This is a genomic window from Erwinia sp. LJJL01 (assembly GCF_047300805.2).
In the GTDB taxonomy this organism is placed as follows: Bacteria; Pseudomonadota; Gammaproteobacteria; order Enterobacterales; family Enterobacteriaceae; genus Erwinia; species Erwinia aphidicola.
In genome coordinates this window covers 1,247,963-1,265,581 of the sequence record NZ_CP178576.1, presented here as the reverse complement: position 1 = coordinate 1,265,581, position 17,619 = coordinate 1,247,963, and the positions used below count along the sequence as shown (strand labels likewise).

The 17,619-nt window shown below is 48.5% G+C and carries 10 protein-coding genes, 1 tRNA gene and 4 pseudogenes; 5 read left to right on the top strand and 10 right to left on the bottom strand.

Going from position 1 to position 17,619, the window contains the following annotated elements:
* Positions 1-6 precede the first annotated feature (6 nt).
* From ACLI4M_RS06645 to ACLI4M_RS06615, 7 genes are all read right to left on the bottom strand, one after another.
* On the bottom strand, positions 7-1,065 hold the full coding sequence (locus tag ACLI4M_RS06645; protein WP_133622655.1) for a fimbrial protein: 1,059 nt from the start codon (positions 1,063-1,065) through the stop codon (positions 7-9).
* On the bottom strand, positions 1,065-1,688 hold the full coding sequence (locus tag ACLI4M_RS06640) for a fimbrial protein (protein WP_133622656.1): 624 nt from the start codon (positions 1,686-1,688) through the stop codon (positions 1,065-1,067). The genes ACLI4M_RS06645 and ACLI4M_RS06640 overlap by 1 nt, the downstream gene beginning before the upstream one ends.
* 21 nt (positions 1,689-1,709) lie before the next feature.
* A complete protein-coding gene (locus tag ACLI4M_RS06635) occupies positions 1,710-2,450 on the bottom strand; it encodes a fimbrial biogenesis chaperone (RefSeq protein WP_413449785.1) in 741 nt (246 codons plus the stop codon).
* A gap of 47 nt (positions 2,451-2,497) precedes the next feature.
* Positions 2,498-4,981 carry a fimbria/pilus outer membrane usher protein gene (locus ACLI4M_RS06630; protein WP_133622657.1) on the bottom strand — a complete coding sequence of 828 codons (2,484 nt, stop codon included), beginning with the start codon at positions 4,979-4,981 and terminating at the stop codon, positions 2,498-2,500.
* A 105-nt stretch (positions 4,982-5,086) separates the two neighbouring features.
* A complete protein-coding gene (locus ACLI4M_RS06625; RefSeq protein WP_133622658.1) occupies positions 5,087-5,302 on the bottom strand; it encodes a hypothetical protein in 216 nt (71 codons plus the stop codon).
* A gap of 76 nt (positions 5,303-5,378) precedes the next feature.
* Positions 5,379-5,936 (bottom strand): fimbrial protein, encoded by a 558-nt coding sequence (locus tag ACLI4M_RS06620; protein WP_048917465.1) that lies wholly within the window; start codon positions 5,934-5,936, stop codon positions 5,379-5,381.
* Between the two features lie 597 nt (positions 5,937-6,533).
* The gene (locus tag ACLI4M_RS06615; RefSeq protein WP_099754642.1) at positions 6,534-7,046 is read right to left on the bottom strand and encodes a DUF2501 domain-containing protein; all 513 of its coding nucleotides are present in this window, start codon (positions 7,044-7,046) and stop codon (positions 6,534-6,536) included.
* Between the two features lie 379 nt (positions 7,047-7,425).
* On the opposite strand from ACLI4M_RS06615, the gene ACLI4M_RS06610 reads away from it, so the two are divergent.
* Both ACLI4M_RS06610 and ACLI4M_RS06605 read left to right on the top strand, forming a co-directional pair.
* A tRNA-Leu gene (locus ACLI4M_RS06610) sits at positions 7,426-7,510 on the top strand.
* Positions 7,511-7,715: 205 nt separating this feature from the next.
* A pseudogene (locus tag ACLI4M_RS06605) lies at positions 7,716-8,959 on the top strand (tyrosine-type recombinase/integrase).
* 92 nt (positions 8,960-9,051) lie between these two features.
* On the opposite strand, the pseudogene zorE reads toward ACLI4M_RS06605, so the two are convergent.
* The 3 genes and pseudogenes from zorE to zorA2 form a co-directional block, all read right to left on the bottom strand.
* Positions 9,052-10,142: pseudogene (gene zorE, locus ACLI4M_RS06600) on the bottom strand (type II Zorya anti-phage system protein ZorE).
* A 5-nt stretch (positions 10,143-10,147) separates the two neighbouring features.
* On the bottom strand, positions 10,148-10,855 hold the full coding sequence (gene zorB2, locus ACLI4M_RS06595; protein WP_133622660.1) for a type II Zorya anti-phage system protein ZorB2: 708 nt from the start codon (positions 10,853-10,855) through the stop codon (positions 10,148-10,150).
* A gap of 6 nt (positions 10,856-10,861) precedes the next feature.
* The gene (gene zorA2, locus ACLI4M_RS06590; RefSeq protein WP_133622661.1) at positions 10,862-12,514 is read right to left on the bottom strand and encodes a type II Zorya anti-phage system protein ZorA2; all 1,653 of its coding nucleotides are present in this window, start codon (positions 12,512-12,514) and stop codon (positions 10,862-10,864) included.
* 247 nt (positions 12,515-12,761) lie between these two features.
* On the opposite strand from zorA2, the pseudogene ACLI4M_RS06585 reads away from it, so the two are divergent.
* The 3 genes and pseudogenes from ACLI4M_RS06585 (at position 12,762) to ACLI4M_RS06575 (ending at position 17,618) form a co-directional block, all read left to right on the top strand.
* Positions 12,762-13,664: pseudogene (locus ACLI4M_RS06585) on the top strand (IS5 family transposase).
* Between the two features lie 44 nt (positions 13,665-13,708).
* Positions 13,709-14,530, top strand: a pseudogene (locus ACLI4M_RS06580) (DEAD/DEAH box helicase); the annotation flags it as partial.
* 223 nt (positions 14,531-14,753) lie between these two features.
* Positions 14,754-17,618 (top strand): DEAD/DEAH box helicase, encoded by a 2,865-nt coding sequence (locus ACLI4M_RS06575; protein ID WP_133622662.1) that lies wholly within the window; start codon positions 14,754-14,756, stop codon positions 17,616-17,618.
* The last annotated feature ends 1 nt before the right edge of the window (position 17,619 follow it).

Sequence of the window (17,619 nt, the reverse complement as noted above, 5' to 3'; positions counted from 1 at the left end):
CTTCCCTTACTGGAATTGCGCGACGATAGTTGCCGAGGCGCTGAATTCGCCTTCCTGAATCATCGACGTGGCGCTTTTTGCAATCGGCGCGGCCACGAGATTCCAGTTCCCTTCATTATTGGTAAAGCCCGGAACGTCATAAAAAGTATTGGGGATGATGGCTTTACCCTGACTGTCCTTAAGGGCGATACCCAGCTCGGGACGCGCAGGAGAGCCACTGACGCTGAGATATCGACCGTCGTCAAAAGCCGGCGAGGGCTGTTGAATACCCAGCTTGATATTCAGTGCGCCACTGGCAAAACTTCCTCCCTGGCACTTAACGTGGATCGGTATATTTTGGCTGTAATTAATGCCGTTCAGCTTGCTGCCCGTTCCGGGGATGGTGCCAAAATCCACCACCACAGGCGTGCCCTGATTAATCACGCACTTGTCCGGAACGGTAATGATGGCGGAATTGATGTTGGTGCGCGAAAGGGCCACCGTGCCCTGGTTACCCGCGACGAGGCTGCCGAACAGCCTGGCAATCTCGGTACCCTCCAGCCTGATGCCGTTAATGATGGGTTTGGTCACCATAAAGGTCACGCGGCCCATTGAGCCCGAGTCCATATCGGGCGTTATTCTTGAGGAGGGCGCGGTACAGCTGTTCGCCAACATATTCGAAACGTTATTAAACGGCACGGCAAAATACTCGCGCCGCGCGCCGCTAATCCAGATCTCAATTTTGACGGACAGGTAGTCATTGAGCTTGAGAAAGCCTGCGTAGCGACTGTCCTGTGGCAGCGTCGCCGTGGAGGAGAAGTAGATAGGCGCATTGCTAATATTGCTGTTGCAATAGACCCTGGCCGAGTAGCTTCCGCTCAGGCTATAAGCGCGCGGGATAGTGGCCCCTATGCGGTTATCGGTGATGTCCTGATTTTCCAGGTTGATGTTGTAGTCATAGGTGCCCGCCGTAGGCTCAATGGCGCCATGAGGCTCGGCGCACCAGGCTAAATGAGGCAGCAGCAGTGCAGCAGCAGAGAGTAGGCCCCGACAGAGTGGCTGGCGTAACAGCGTGGAATTTTTCATTACAGATACTCCATTTTCAGGCGGATCAGACTGCTAAATTCGCCATTGCTGACGTGACCGCTCGTGGATTCCAGCGCGGCCATAAAGTCAAACTCGCTGTCTCCGGCATTGATCAGATAAGATCGGGCTGTTTGATTGAACGCCAGCGCGTTGCCGTTGATATCCAGCAGCCGGATGCCTGCGCCCTGCACGGTTCCGCGAATACGCAGCAGTTCCGCGTTGCTGGGATCGGCCTCTCCCATAAAAATCAGCTGGATAGTTCGCTCACCCGCGGGATTGGCCGCCCTGTTACTGACCACCCGCTTCGCCCCGTTAGGGGCTGGCGCACCGGCGGCTCCTTTCAGGCAATTTTTCAGATTCAGTCTGATGTGTACCGGCTGACTGCGATCGCCAGCCTGATGAAAACGTCCCGCGTCAATTGCGCCCAGCGCAATATCCCGCATATGGCTCTGCGTTATCACCGTACACGGCAAGGTAAGATCCAGACTGTGGAACCGGACAATGCCGTTGACCTCGCGAGTCTGCTCCCCGGCCTTAAGATCTGGCAGCCGTAACGTCTCTGCCTGCAGCGGAAGTGTCAGGCTCATCATCAACAGAGACAGAGATGAAAGTGTGTGGCGCATTGTCGGCTCCCTGTTACCTGGTTACTGATCCTGCTGCGCAGGCGGTAGCGCTTTACAGGTGTTGCCGTCACAGCGGTATTTCAGCTCCGGGTGGCCGCCATAATCGTTGACGTACATCATGGAGAAGGTGCTGACGCTCGCTTCCGTGATAGCAAACTGCTGGCTGGATTTCGGCGCAATCATGATCCCTGGAAAGTGGGTGAGTTTGCGCTTCGCATCGTCCGACAAGCCAAGAAGGGTGATGTAATAAGGCGTCGGATTCTGTGCCGTTATCTGATTGCCGTTTTTCTGGAACACCACCTGGTCCTGCCAGACCTCGCTTTTACTTTTTGGGATCACGGCAGCCGGCCGGTAAAACAGCTTGATGCGTGACTGCATCGCCAGCTGCAGCGTATTCGGCTTATCGGGTTTCGGCGGGATCTCACGCACGTTGAGGAAGAACAGACTCTCTCTGTCCTTAGGCAGCTGCTCTATTCCCGAAGTCTTTGTGACGCGTGCAATTCCCTTTTGCCCGCCATTAATGCGCTGCAGCGGAGGTAAAACCAGCAGCGGTGCAGTGATCTTATTGCCCTTTTCATCCTCTACCCACGACTGGGCAAGAAAAGGAATGGCTGAACTGGTATTCGAGAGATTTACGCTAGCTGAGGCCTCTTTCTCGGTAATAATCAGCCGGGTCCGATCGAGTGAAATACCCGCTACGGCCTGGCCACTGAGTACGCTCAGCGCCACGGCGGCCATCCAATGGGTTGTGTATTTATTCATGCTCATTTTTGACCTTTTATGACTGTGAATTAACATCATGGGCGTGCTTAGCGGCACGGCAGCAGCAAGCTGGTGGCTTGCTCGTTGATATCCGACGGCATGGCGATGCGGCACTGATTTTTACCATTCCAGACCACGTTCAGCGTCTCGTCAGGATTGACCCCCGCCAGCCAGGCTTGCCCGTTATCCAGCACCATCGCCACGCTGACACCGTCTGCGTTATAAACCTCGGCACCAAATGGCGGTACGCTATTGTCAGCCAGGCGCAGCGTGGCCATGATTTTCAATCCCCTTGCCATGCCAAAAGCCTGATAGCCGATGGCCCCTTCGGTCAGCGTCGCGGTGGTAATGGCTTTGGCGGGTTCGATGTCGCCATCCATCGCGTCAACGTCAACGCGGGTATCAAAACTGCTGTAGCTCACGATGTCCGGCACCACGGCAATACCAAAACTGTTGGTTCTTGAACGTTTGTCATTAAGCGGCACACCGCCGATCCCGTTGGTGTCGACCATCACCCGCGCCGTGTTCATGGTGGCTCCGCCGTTGTGCAGCGCCGCGCCATGGCGTGTGGCGGTAAAGCCGCCGCGCACTGATGTGCCTAGCGCCACAAAGCGATTTTGCTGGTAGCTGGCATTGGTGTTGATATCTGCCATCTGCGCACGACGCTGGTAGTAGCCGTCAACGCTGGCGTTGCCGTCCTGGCTGGCGCCGCTGCGGATACGCCACAGATTGTTAGCGTCGCTGTTATCGGTGTAGGACGCCATCGGGCTGCTCTTGCCGTTATAGCTCTGTACATCCACACCGGCCCACCGGCTGTCACCTATCGGGATCGAGAGCGAGAGGGCGAGAGAATCATCCGTGCGTCCACGATAGTCGGAGCGGTATGCCGAAAGATTAGCGCTGATACCTTTGGTATCCCCCACGCGGAAGCTGCGGCTGACAGACATGCCGTAGCGCTCCCTGCGTTTGTTTTCCCAGTAATTTTGATGGGTGTAGGACAAAAACAGTGTGGTAGCCTGGTCCGCGCTATCCGGCCAAAAGGTTTTATTGGCGGTGATGGTGTACAGCTCTTTTTCACGGCCAAAAAACGGTGAGTCCTGATAGTCGCGGTAGCGATCGTCGAGGTATTGCGCCATCGTTCGGTAATTTTTTTGTGAAAAGCGGTAGCCTGCGAAGGTGATCGCACTGTGGTATTCGTCAAAGGTTTTCGCGTAGCTCAGCTTCCAGGAGGTGCCGGTAAGACGCTCGCCATCACGCTGTTTACTCAGGGATTGGGTGGCATCGACAGAAAGGGCCCCCAGCACGCTCAGGTCGCGCCCGACGCCCACTGTGGAGGCGGAAAATTCCTCTCCAGACGTTTGCAGCCCGCCGTATAACGACCAGGCATTACTGACCCCCCAGGAAAAATCCCCGGAAATGAACGAAGGCCCCTGCAGTTTATGGCTGTAAGTCGACGGCGTGCCGCCGGCAAGGTTGTAGCGCACGTATCCCGGGCGCGTCAGATAGGGAATGTCGGCGGTATTAATCTGGAAGGTAGACACCGAGCCGTCCTGCTCTTCGACGCGAACGTCCAGCGTGCCGCGCACCGAGCTGCGCAAGTCCTGAATATTGAACGGTCCCGCAGGCACGGTGGTTTGGTAGATAATACGACCGCTCTGGCTGACCGTTACGGTGGCATTCCCGCGCGCAATTCCCTGAATTTCAGGCGCGTAGCCTTGCAGGGCGGGGGGGAGCATGCGTTCGTCACTGACGAGGTTTGCCCCGGTAAAACGCACCGTACTAAAAACCTGCGAATTGAGCGAGATTTCACCCAGCGTCAGTTTGGCCGCCATCATCGGCAGGGGACGATAGGCGTAAATCTGATTCCAGTCGAAAGCAAACTGGTGATTGTCACTGTAATAGCTGGTTTGGTACTCACCGCGCAGACGCCACGCGCCAAGATTAGCGCCGGCCTGGCCGTAGCCTGATACCGTGCTGTAATTATGGCTGTCGTCGAATTGTCGGGTCATTTGTCCGTTGAGACTGTAATCAAAAATCAGGCCAGCGATGCCGTTATCCCAGCGCTCGGGTGGCGTCCAGTCAGGATCGTCGTATTTCATCCATGCCTGGGGCACGGTAATGTCGAGCGAACCGGCATAGTTACTTAATTGCACACCCGGCAGCGTTTGCAGCGAGTAGCAATTCTCATAGGGCTGGGCGACCTTCAGCCGCGCTTCTTCTTTCAGCGCCAGCTTATTCAGCAGGCTGCTGCTGATGCAGGGCTGGGCACTTTTTCCCTTTGCGGTTTCGATATAGCGAATTTTTTCCTGATCCAGCGACTTGCCGTTAACGCGAATATCAAGCAGGTAGCTGCCAGGCGAGATGTAGTTATCCGTTGAGAAACGAGATAAATCGATATGGGTACGATCGGCGGTATCTAACACGTCGGTATTGAATTCAACGCTATCGTCAGCATATATTGCCGTGGCGTAGCAGACGCTGATTGCCTGCAAAATGGCCGCGGTTGATTTAACTCTGAAAGTTCCCAACATGATTTCAATCCTGGAAAAAATGTTTAAATGCTCTGCGTTTCATAACGAACTTTTCAGTACGGATAGCGTAAACCTACCCCCCGAAAACAGATGCCTTCCGTAATATCATCGGGGTGTTTTTTTATTGGTTAGCGCTCTCAATGATAAGTGTTTTAATGCACTGAGTTTAATTTTTCTGCTCTTAGCTGGGGTTCTTTTTTGTGGTGATATTTTATTTTTCTGTTTAAGGCCCGACAGAGTATGATTTTTTCCTGCTTCAGCTCGCGCAGAAAAAAGAGCAATGAGACGCTCATCGCTACTTATTGCGTTGCCGATCTCCATTCTGACTCTCCCTGGCATTGCCATCGAATGTGAAAATGTGCGGGGGGATCCCCCCGCACTGTATCTTTATTGCGTATTACTGGTAGGCGATTTCGAAATTAATGGTCGACTCGAAAGAACCTGCTGTAACCGGGCTGTAAGCAACATTATTCTCAGCATCTGTGGTTTTTTCTGAACGCAGGAAAGCAACAAATGGAATGGTCGTCGTGCCGTTAACCAGCTTCACGGATGCAGTAGGCTGGCCCCACTTAACTTCCTGGTTAGCGCTGTCCAGCATGCCGATACCCGCGCCAGAGGCAGTACCAGAAGTAAATGCTGCCAGTGAATCATCAACGGCATTTGGGCTGGTTGGGTTATAGGTAACAACAGCACTTTGCGCTACGGTGGTGTCGCAGTACTGCAGTTCAATGTTTTTCTGTACGCTGGCTGCACGCTGGCCATTTGCCAGTGCTGATACAGGAACCTGGTAGAAATTAACGTTCACTGGACTGGAGTTTGCAGAAAGACCACAGGCGGTATTGACCAGTTCACCTTCGAATTTGATCTGCCCTGTGGTGGTATCAGCGGCAAAAGCAGCCCCAGAGCTCAGAGCAGCAGTGAAAGCAGCAGCCATAACTACTTTAGTCATTTTCATAATTCATCCTGTTTATATTAAAATCCTGAGAAATAAAGAGTCACAACCTCACGATCAATCTATAATTCGATCCTTGTCAGGTGCTATCCGTATTGTTCGCTTAAGTGATGTTTCGCCCATCCCTTGTAAATCAGTAATGAGTGAAAGTGCTTAACCGAACTGGAAAGGATGCTATCAAAATAAAGAAAATCCTAAAAGAGTTGCGCACTAGCTCAGTGATATACGCCATCAAAATTTAAGATCGGGGTCTTTTTCTAAGGTATATCTCGCGAAGAGGTTAGAATAATCCTAAGTTGTGAGTTATCCGATTGTTTAAAGTTAGACTGAGGTGTTATTTCCTATTTTTTTTAAGATATTTCCTGGTTGTAGGGACTCTTATGGGGATTACAAATCTTCAGAGATGGAATTAGAGCGATGCAAAAGCCGGGTAATAAGAGCGCCCGCAGGCTGACTTGAGAAATAGTTTAGCGACGGATTACGATGGGCTTTATCCCTATAAAGTTTAGGGCTAAATAGTGACATTACCCGGTACGGGGTATTTGTCTGGCACGGCAGAGAGAGGCGGGGAGGGGACAGCCTCACCGCCTGAGAGAGAAGTTACGAGATAAACTGTTTACCCTGTTTGAGAACCAGATCGCAGGCTTTGGTTTTCACTTTTTTGCCGATGGCGGTATCGCCCAGCGACTTCAGGTCAACCTGCTGATTGTTGCTGGTATTCAGCAGGCCCATCAGCCCCTGTTTGTAGTCGGTGGTTTCCTGCTGCTTTTGGGTATCCGCCAGGCCCAGCTTGCCGAGCAGCTTATCCTTCACCGAGGAGACGTTGTTATCCACGATGTTGTTCTGCACGCAGTACTGCAGCACGCCCGCCGCATTGGTCATGGTGCCGGAGCTGAGCGACTGGCTGCCGCCGTTCAGCAGCCCGGTGAGCGCGCCCAGCGAGGTGCCGCTCTGGGTGGTGGTAGTAGAAGAGGCGGAGTTGCTGTTGGCGTTCTGCCCCAGCGCGCTGGCGGCCGAGTTAAGCTGATCCTGCCAGCTGGCAGCCCCCGCCGCAGCGGTGAACAGGGCGGTGGAGACGGACAGTGCCAGAACAAACTGAGAAGCTGCTTTCATGAGGTGACCTATACAATGTGATGTGGCGCGCAGCCCTCCGTGGCGCTGCAACGATAGCTTCCCTTTCGGACCCTGTTATCCGCGCTGAGTTCCTTTAGGAATGTTCCGTAACTCGTGCTGCCACCTCCACCTGGTGTAGGGGACGACCGCTTTTATGGTCGGCCCGTTATACCCCCATCACCCACCGTTTTCCGTTTTTTGGTCCGCCATTCTCACACCTGTCACCCACCGTTTTTCGTAGGGGCCGGGCATGCCCGGCCCGTTATTCTCTGACCCCAGCGCGTGTTTTTTCAGCACTCACACCCAGCACGTGCGGAATGGGGTTGCGTATACAGGGGGTAACGGTATAATCCACAACGTTTTCCGCATACCCTTCAGTGCCGAAGTGGCGAAATCGGTAGACGCAGTTGATTCAAAATCAACCATCGAGAGATGTGCCGGTTCGATTCCGGCCTTCGGCACCATAAATCAGGTATGAACATTTAAGCCACCGCGAGGTGGTTTTTTTGTGCCTGAGATTTAGCTTCGGCAAGGCTTTCCTCGCTTTTCATTCGGCTCAGACAACCTGATTCAAACTGCCTCAATTTGGTGATGCGGATATATCCCGGTTCGATACTTTTTGTAACCACTGTGAACCCTTAAAAGGTCACATATAAAGGCTTTAGTGATGTGAAAGTTGGTACGGCTAGGTGTGATGCAAAACCTATAAGCTTACTGACGGGCGGGCATGGTGTTACTGGTTCACCCTGACGGTTCGCAATATTGGCGACTACGTTATCGCTTTGGCGGTAAAGAGAAGATGCTGGCGTTGGGGAAATACCCTGAAGTCTCGTTGGCTGATGCCCGGGCACGCCGGGTGAAGCCCGCAAGGTGGTAGCTAATGGTGTCGATCCCAGTGAGAACAAGAAAGCCGTTAAGGTAGAACAGAAACAAGAGGCGATCGCGTTTGAAGTGGTCGCCAGAGACTGGCACGCCAGTAATCAGAAGTGGTCTGCATCACATAGTGCTCGTGTATTGAAAAGCCTCGAAGATAATCTCTTTGCTGCTATTGGTAAGCGGAACATTGCTGAATTGAAGACACGGGGTCTGCTTGTACCCATTAAAGCTGTGGAATCATCCGGGCGGCTCGAAGTTGCCGCCCGTTTACAGCAGCGTACTACCGCGATTATGCGCTTTGCCGTTCAGAGTGGTTTAATCGACTACAATCCTGCGCAAGAGATTGCCGATGCGGTTGCGGCGGCGAAAAGATAGCATCGTGCTCCTCTGGAGCTTAACCGCATACCTGAATTACATCGCATTAATCGCTACTCCGGCAGGCCGTTAACTAGATTAGCAGTTGAACTCACTCTGTTAGTTTTCATTCGTTCAAGCGAGCTGCGTTTTGCCCGTTGGACAGAAGTGGATTTTGAAACGGCTATTTGGACGATCCCCGGTGAGCGTGAAGCGCTGGAAGGTGTAAAGCATTCTCAGCGCGGTTCGAAGATGAAGACTCCTTATCTTGTTCCTTTGTCGCGGCAGGCGTTAGCCATTTTGGAAAAGATCAAAAGTACGAGTGGAAACCGTGAGCTGATCTTCATTGGCGATCACGATCCCGTAAGCCGATGAGTGAAAACACAGTTAACAAGTCATTGCGAGTAATGGGATATGACACACAGGTTGAAGTGTGCGGCCACGGTTTTAGAATAATGGCGTGTAGTTCGCTGATTGAGTCAGAGTTGTGGTCGAGGGATGCAGTAGAGAGGCAGATGAGCCATATGGAACGTAACTCTGTGCGTGCGGCGTATATTCATGAGGCCGAGCATCTGGATGAGCGCAAATTGATGCTGCAGTGGTGGGGTGATTTTCTGGATGCAAATCGGAAAAGCGTTATCTCGCCTTTTGACTATGCGAAGATTAAAAACTCCCTGTCATAAAGATAGAGTGCATCGATAAAACTTACTTTGCATAAAAGAAAACACTATAGAGACCTGAGTGAATATCAGGTCTCTTTCAAATTTTTACCGAATTAAAATATAACCCCAGATTGTATCTTTTTTACGAGTTCACCAACTGTGAATATTTCCCAACCTTCTACTTGTATTTCGGTTAAATTCACTGCAATTTTTAATGTGGGCCATGCAGCTTCTACAGTTGCAATAATCTCATGTGCAGAGTTCTGTAAGTCTAATCCTGGAACTGGAGGTTGATATCCTTTGTTTTGCATAATGTTAATATCACCGTGAACAGATGGATCAGTTAGCTCATAAATATCTTTCCAAGAATCAGCCTTTAATAACCCCTGCTGAGAGCGCAATCGTTGAATAATTGCCATTTCAGCTTGAGTGACAAATATTCCTTCGTGGAGAGGTTGTTTGCGATGGCAATCCTTGCAAAGAACATGCAAGTTTTCTGCTGAATTATCGTATTTAACACCATTTTTATGATGAACATCGCAGAGCTGGCGTGAGGATATTAAATTAACTCCGCAATCATTACATTTATAAGCTGCCTGTTCACGAACAGAACGAGAAATATCTTTCCAATTATCTACATAACCACTGTTTGCTTTATCATGAATACCTTTTGGCATATGACGGAAGCAAGTACTGTAGTGAGAGAAGAAGTTATTCAATGAGAACGATTTAAATACCACTCTTTTTTGTAGTTTATCAATACTACCTTTATAATTAAGGCGCTCAAGGCAATTCATGCAAACTCTTAAGTCAGCATCTTGACTGCGGCCTAAACCGTTATCAATTTCAAATAAACCGTCAACACGGTTTGTTGCATGGTAGCGCTCAAAACGATTTTTCTGTCGCATTTCGTCAAGTGTTCGACACCAAGCAATATGAAAACGTTTCCCTTTCTCACCATCTTCAATCGCCGCATCATAGCGCCCGGTATGATCACGGATATATAAAAGGACTTGACGACCCTGGTAGGAAATTAAGCCACTGCCAGGGTCAAGGTCGGCAATACTGACTTCTTTACCAGCAGATAATTCAATATCAATAGGATCGAATACAACAAGCGCTTCATCAAGAGAAAATTTAGCACCAGAAGGAAGCATTTTTTTCCTAGCGCAATCAATTCAGAAAAATCAAGAGTTAACTTCATTTTGACTATTCCTGAATAATACGACGAATTTGTAATTCGGCATTTGTAATAACTTTAAACGTGACTCGTCGTGAACGGTTTGGGTCTTCTTTTCCTTCAGGGGTAAGAATTGGATGTGAAGATGAATATCCAACCGCTGAAAATTTACTTTTCACCCATTTTTGGTGACCAGCTGATTCTTTTAAAGAATATACATATTGTAATACTGCACGAGTTCTTCCTTGAGATAACTCCATATTATTAAAATAGGCAATATCTTGATTGGCTGCACCCGTCCAATCTGTACTGGTATGTCCCTCTATACGTACCTCAGTAATATGCTGCTTATACTCATCTAATACTTTCAAATATCGTGGGAAAAAGTCGTTAAGAATTTCTTTGAATTTTGGTTTTAAGTCTGAGCTGCCTAATCCAAAAAGAACATCAGGGGATTTAAATCTTACTTCAAGGGTTTGCTTATCGATTTCGGCATCCCAGGATGGTAGGTCTTTCGAAAACTCAACCTCTAAAGCATTATAAAGCTGCTGTTGAGCTTGCTCATAGGCAACAGCCACTTCTTTTATTTTTTCTTTTTCAATACGCACATAATGCATATAAGCAATAGAAATAAACATAAATACCATCATTAGTCCGGCCATTAGGTCTGACATAGAAACCCAGTGTTCATTATCCTGGGTTTTCTTCTGGGTAGGTTTGCCTATAATTTTATCCATTAATTGTTACCCATGGTTTTGTCTTGAGTTAATTAATGGTTGTAGTTGGCCAAGAATACTTTGATATTCTTTTATTAGATGATCGTAGTTTTTAACAAATCCTTGGCTGATTGCCAGTAATGAATTTCCTAGTGCTTGCATTTCCCTATTCATTTCACGCTCAGTAGCTTGTTCAAAAGCGTGTAGTTGTTCGTTGATGGAACTACCAAAGCGCTCAACTGATTCTTTTACCTGTGAATTCAAACCTGCACTTGCTTTGTCAAATGTTGACTGGATGGTTCCAAACATATTATCTGCATTATTAGATAACTGTTGATTAAACTTATCACCGGTTTTAGTGAAGAGGTCAATAACACTGGCTGTGTTTTGTTCCATATTACGGTGAAGAACTTTAGAATGTAATTCAAGAGACTTCAAGAACTCATCACCACTTTGCTTCATTTCAGTAATAGTTTCACCCAGCGTTGTTGTTAAAGTCTCAGAGGAATTACTTACATCATGTGCCATTGATGCAAATGCTTGCTGAGTCTGAGTAACCGACTGTCTGAAACCTTCTGAGCCTTCATCCAGGGCAATGCGCATGGCATTTGAATTGGTAAGTAGTTCCTCTCCTGTTTGCCCCAAGGTGGTGCTGACACTCAAGGCACCTGCTTTAAGCAATTCACCTACTTCATTCAGTTTTTCATGGATAGCCGGAACTGCATCGGTTGCTTTATCACGTAATAAAACAAAAGCATCAAGGTGCAGAGATAACTCGCTTATTTGATGTTGATTAACCTGCAAAACATCGCGTAATTCAGCCATTGCAAGTGGTATCTCTTTGCACTCCTCCCAGATACCAGCAACTGCACCACGAGTTTCAACTAATGACTCGACACTTTGTTGGTACTGTGCGCCCATTTGTTCGACTTGGGTTTTATAGTTCTCCTGCCAATCGACAAGTTTTTTTACCGAAGCATCAAGAGCTTTAAAGTTCTCACCGAATTGTTCTGTTAAGTTTTTATTAAAATCAATAATGACTTGTCTCAGTGCGTTAATTATTTGCTCAGTCGCGCCCTTGGCCATCAAATCTGCAAATTGTTGAAGTTGTTCCCATAGTTTATTAGTAAATTCATTATGATGAGTAAGTTGGGTGCGAGATGTATCATTTATTTCATTACGTAATAATTTTATCTGTGCAACCAAAGAACCTTCTTCGCTGCCACTCATTCCCGATACTAACTTTTCCAAAAATTGGTTTTGCTCTTTCAGTTCATGGTGAATATGATCTGGAGTGATAAGCTCTGGTTTATTATTTGCCGATTTATTTCTTTTATTTGCAAAGAAAAATGCATCAAGTGCATTAAATGCAATAGCGAAAAACATTCCGACAATACTTGTGATGAATGCAGTTTTTAATCCACCAAGTAGTACTGGGATGCTAGTATCAATACTTTCCGTATTGAAATCTAGTAGCCCAATAATTATGCCGATAAAGGTACCTAATATACCCAATGCTCCCATTAATGTTGGAGCATACTCCCTAAACTTGCTGTGTATATTTTTATAGTCACACCACCACGCAAAGGCGAAGATTAAAATTACGGCCCAAATAAAAATATTGGTTACAAGCATTGAATCAACAGAGTGAAACAAATGTTCAAAAAGCTGGGCTAACATGACGATTCCTGTGTTACGTAATTGTAATTTTTAAGCTTAGCGGCAAGCACAATGGAAAAAATCTTTCAAAGTGCTGCGGACTAACTTGATTTTTGCGATCATTGTAGCAAAAATAATCTAATAATAAATAAAATCAATCAGTCTTGAAGGGGCTTTGTTGAATAAATCGAACTTTTGGCCGTAGTCAGGATCAGTTCACCACATTCCCGATCATGTAGCGGTATCATGTGGCAAAAAAACGTTCAAAATCATCAACTGAGCTGACTACAACAAGGCGCTCGTCAAACGGGGCTCACTGACATTCTGGCTTGATGAGTCGGCTATCCAGGCCTGGTATGACGAGCCAGACACGTCTTCACGTGGTCGTCCGCAACGTAATTCTGAACTCGCTATTTCTACCGTACTGATGCTCAAACGCGTTTTTCGCCTCACGCTGCGCGCCGCGCAGGGATTTATTGACTCCATTTTTACCCTGATGAAGCTCCCGCTCAGGTGCCCGGATTACTCCTGCGTCAGCAGGCGGGCTAAATCCGTCAATATTCCGTTCAAAACACCCACGCGCGGCGAAACAGCCCATCTTGTTATCGACTCCACCGGATTAAAAGTCTTCGGTGAGGGCGAATGGAAGGTGAAAAAACACGGTCAGGAAAAACGCCGCGTGTGGCGTAAACTGCACCTGGCGGTGGACGCCGGAACGCATGAGGTTATCTGCGCTGACCTTTCCCTGAACAATGTGACGGATACAGAGGCATTCCCGGGCCTGATCCGTCAGACGAACAGGAAAATCAGGGGCGCCTGCGCCGACGGGGCTTATGACACAAAAAGGTGCCACGACGAGCTGAGGCGCAAGAAAATTAAGGCATTAATCCCGCTGCGGACGAGGGCCGGTTACTGGCCGGCGGAGTATGCCGACAGAAATCAGGCGGTGGCCAGGCAGAGGATTACCGGGAGCAATACTTACTGGAAATGGCACGCGGCTTATAACCGGCGGTGGGTGGCTGAAACGGCAATGTACCGGGTCAAACAGCCGTTTGGTGGGCATCTGACGCTGGGGGATTATGATGCGCAGGTTGGAGAAGCTATGGCCATGATCCGTGCCTTGAACAAAATGACGCGCGCAGGGATGCCAGAAAGCGTGCGGATTGCCTGATGAGGTCAGTGACGAGAGGCGCTTTTATCTAAATCCGAATTATTCAAGGTCGCTGGTTGGCGCAAATTATTGGTGATGATCATTGCCTATAGTGGGCCGCAGGCAATGATGCCATTACCATCCCTGGTAAAAGCTGGGGGCAGAGTGCAACAACTCCTGTTGTATCTTGTCAGGTGTGCGCTGCTAAGGATTATCCTGGAAATGCGCTCTCCCTGGAAGAACTGTTACCTAAGTTGCCCGCGGAAGCTGTTCGAATCCATTTGTCCCACCAACTTGATGGCCCATTGGAAGGTTTCGGGGCACGTTTCTGGGCGCTTATAAGCAGTCAACACCCATTCTGGGAGCGTGCTTTCACCGAAAAACGTGAAATAGCTCAGGTGCAATATAGCGATCGTTATGTGAATAGTCCTTTCACTGCACGTCTGCTGGCCGAACTTTTGACTGAATTGGTCGAACAAGGAATGGCAGAACGAGCGGCACTCTCGATATCGGTGAAAAAGCTCGACTACAGTTCGCGTCAACATGACTCATTATTTAACGCCTGGCTCAACGAGCAAGACAGGGAGCAGGTGTTGAGAACATTGCTGGACGAAGGATATCTGGGCCCTGCCTAGTCAGGGAATATTTCATGGTTTGTTGGTGATAACCTAACGACTGGCCATGGCCGCGAGTTAACTGTGTCATTCAAAGATGGTAGTGAAGGTTATCTACTGCTGGATATGGGGCTTGGCTACTGGCGCTGCCAGGGCGATTCATTCTTTGACTTCGAAGAGCATCCTTCCCGGCAAGTCGAAATAGTCGCTTCCAGTAGGGCAAATCTCATCGCTCCAGATAATGGTCTGCGAAGCTACATTATTGTCGGGTAATTGAAGGCCCCCTGCCTGTTCAGGGCAGGGGGATGATGAAGCGCACTATTCTCATGTCTCTGGTTAATAAATAAACTAAATTATTGCGAGATGTCTCCCATTAAGCCATCACATTAATCAGCTATCGTGATACTATTTAACTCCCTCTTTTTTATCGCAGTATGCCGTGCTGGTGCCGATAAACCGCCGATTTGCATTGCTGCTACAACAGACAGAAAAACCGATGAACGAACAAAATTATGCACCCGGAATGCGGGTAGTCATTCGTGACGCAGAGTGGCGTATTCGTCGCGCAGACAACAGCGGTGATGGTGGTCACTTGCTTATTTGTGACGGCATTTCGGAACTTGTACGCGGTAAAGAAGGGTTGTTTCTGACAGGGTTGGAAGAAAAAATAGAAATACTGGATCCTGCAAAAACTAAGCTGGTAGAGGACGACTCCGCCAACTATCAGGCATCACAACTTTATATCGAAAGCCAGCTTCGCCAGCGAGTGCCGACAGATAATTTGGTTCACTTCGGCCATAAAGCGGCGATGGATTCGATGCCTTTCCAGCTTGATCCAACGCGGATGGCGCTGGCGCAGCCACGCCAGAGAATTTTGATTGCCGATGCTGTAGGCCTTGGCAAAACGCTCGAAGCGGGAATTTTGGTTTCTGAATTAATCCGCCGTGGGCGTGGGAAACGTATCCTGGTGTTGGCAGTCAAGTCCATGCTTACTCAGTTTCAGAAAGAGTTCTGGAGCCGTTTTGCGATTCCTCTTACCCGTCTTGATTCTGCAGGTTTGCAAAAAGTACGCAACCGTATCCCCACGAACCACAACCCGTTTCACTATTTCGATAAAACGATTATTTCCATCGATACCCTGAAACAAGACATTGAATACCGTCACCATCTGGAAAATGCCTGGTGGGATATTATTGTCATCGATGAAGCGCATAACGTCGCTGAACGAGGGACCAGCTCCTTACGCAGCAAACTGGCAAAATTGCTTGCCGGGCGAAGCGATACGTTAATTATGCTCTCTGCGACCCCTCATGATGGTAAAGCTGAAAGTTTTGCCAGCCTGATGAACATGCTTGATCCCACTGCGATTGCTAATCCTAAAGAGTATGAGTACGCAGATTTCTCGGATAAAAATTTGGTTGTGCGTCGCTTCAAGAAAGACGTGAAAGACCAAATGGCTGGCGAATTCCCTGAGCGTGAAATCAAGGAACTTCAACGAGAAGCGACATCCGCAGAAGAAGAGGTTTACCGGAGTCTTCTAGAAAGTAAATTCCGCGATGACGACGATGAAGATACTTCAGCAAACAAAGGTCGTTTGTTCAAAATCACGCTGGAGAAAGCGCTGTTCTCAAGCCCTATGGCTTGCGCCAGCGTGGTTGCGAACCGTTTGAAACGCCTGGAAAGCTGTAAAGAAATTAATAGCCAGAGCCAAATTAACGAACTGCATTCTCTGCTGCTGGCTTTGAATAATGTTGATGCCAGTCAGTTCAGCAAATACCAGTTATTGCTGGAAACCATCCGCAGCGATCTCAAATGGAAAGCCAATAACAGCGACGACCGTCTGGTGATCTTTACCGAGAGCATAAAAACGCTGGAATTCTTGCACCAGCAACTGCTTGCTGATCTCAAAATCAAACCAGAGCAAGTCGCTACATTACGCGGAGACCAGGGTGATACCGTGCTGATGGAAACTATTGAAGCCTTCGGTAAGCAACAGTCACCATTGCGTTTGCTGATTTGCTCTGATGTGGCATCGGAAGGTATCAACTTGCACCACCTGAGTCACAAAATGGTTCACTTCGATATTCCCTGGTCATTGATGGTATTCCAGCAACGTAACGGGCGTATCGACCGCTACGGACAAAAGCACGTTCCACAAATTCGTTACCTGCTAACTGAAGCAAACGAACCGCAAATCAATGGTGATATGCGCGTTCTGCAAGTGCTGATCAACAAAGATGAGCAAGCGCAGAAAAATATCGGTGACAGTTCAGAATTCACGGGTAAGTTTACCCAGGAAGAGGAAGAAGAGCAGGTCGCAGGCTATATGATGCAAGGTAGCGATAACGGTGCCAGCCTCTTTGATGAGCTGCTGAACAGTAACGTTGGTGAAAGTACTGAACACGATTTATTCAGCGAACTGAGTAATGTGGTTTCCAAGGACATTCAGTCACTAACGGCCACTGATACCAGCCTCTTCGCGGATGAACAAACCTACTGTGAAAAAGCCCTGAGTTATCTGAAGGCCAGTGGCCAACGTATTCAATACGAAACCTTGCCTGATAACACTCTGTCGCTGGTGGCACCGGAAGAGTTACGCCAACGCTTTAATCAGCTTCCTCCAGAAATCACCCCGGAAAATGGCCAGCTTTACCTAAGCCAGGATAAAAAAGTCATCACTGATTCCATTATCCGTTCCCGTGGGGAGCAACACGCCTGGCCAGATATTCATTATCTCTGGCAAATCAACCCGGTTGTTCAGTGGTTAGATGACAAAATGCAGTCTGCCTTTGGTCGTCATCAGGCACCGGTGATTCGCCTGCCGCATCTATTTTCGCCAGATGAAGACCATTTTATTCTTTCGGGTTTATTCCCGAATCGTAAATCTCACCCGATGGTGAATTCATGGCTGGTGGTGAGTTTTAATCTTGAGCAGTTAACCTGGAGTTTGCCGTTTGCTGAATTCCTGGCAAACAATCCGCAGCTTCGCAAAAAGCTAACCAATGCCGGTGGCGGGCGACGTAACCATCAACGCCAGCAGCAGCTACTGGAAAAAGCGATTGAACGTGCTCGCGATGTTTTTGCGCACGATCGTCAGGCGTTTGAAGACAAAATTAACCAACAGCTCAATGAACATCTGGAAAAGCTGGATGTACTCAGAGAACGCCAGATAGGCCAGCTGGAGCTGGATTTTGCCGAAAACAAACAGCAAGAATCCGTTAAACAGAGCCGTAAAAAGCAGCGCCAGCGTGAAATTGAACACAACTTTAATAGCTATATCGAATGGATTGAGGACACGATGACCACAGAAAAAGAACCCTACATTCAGGTCATTGCTGTTATCACCGGAGCGGAGGGTTAAT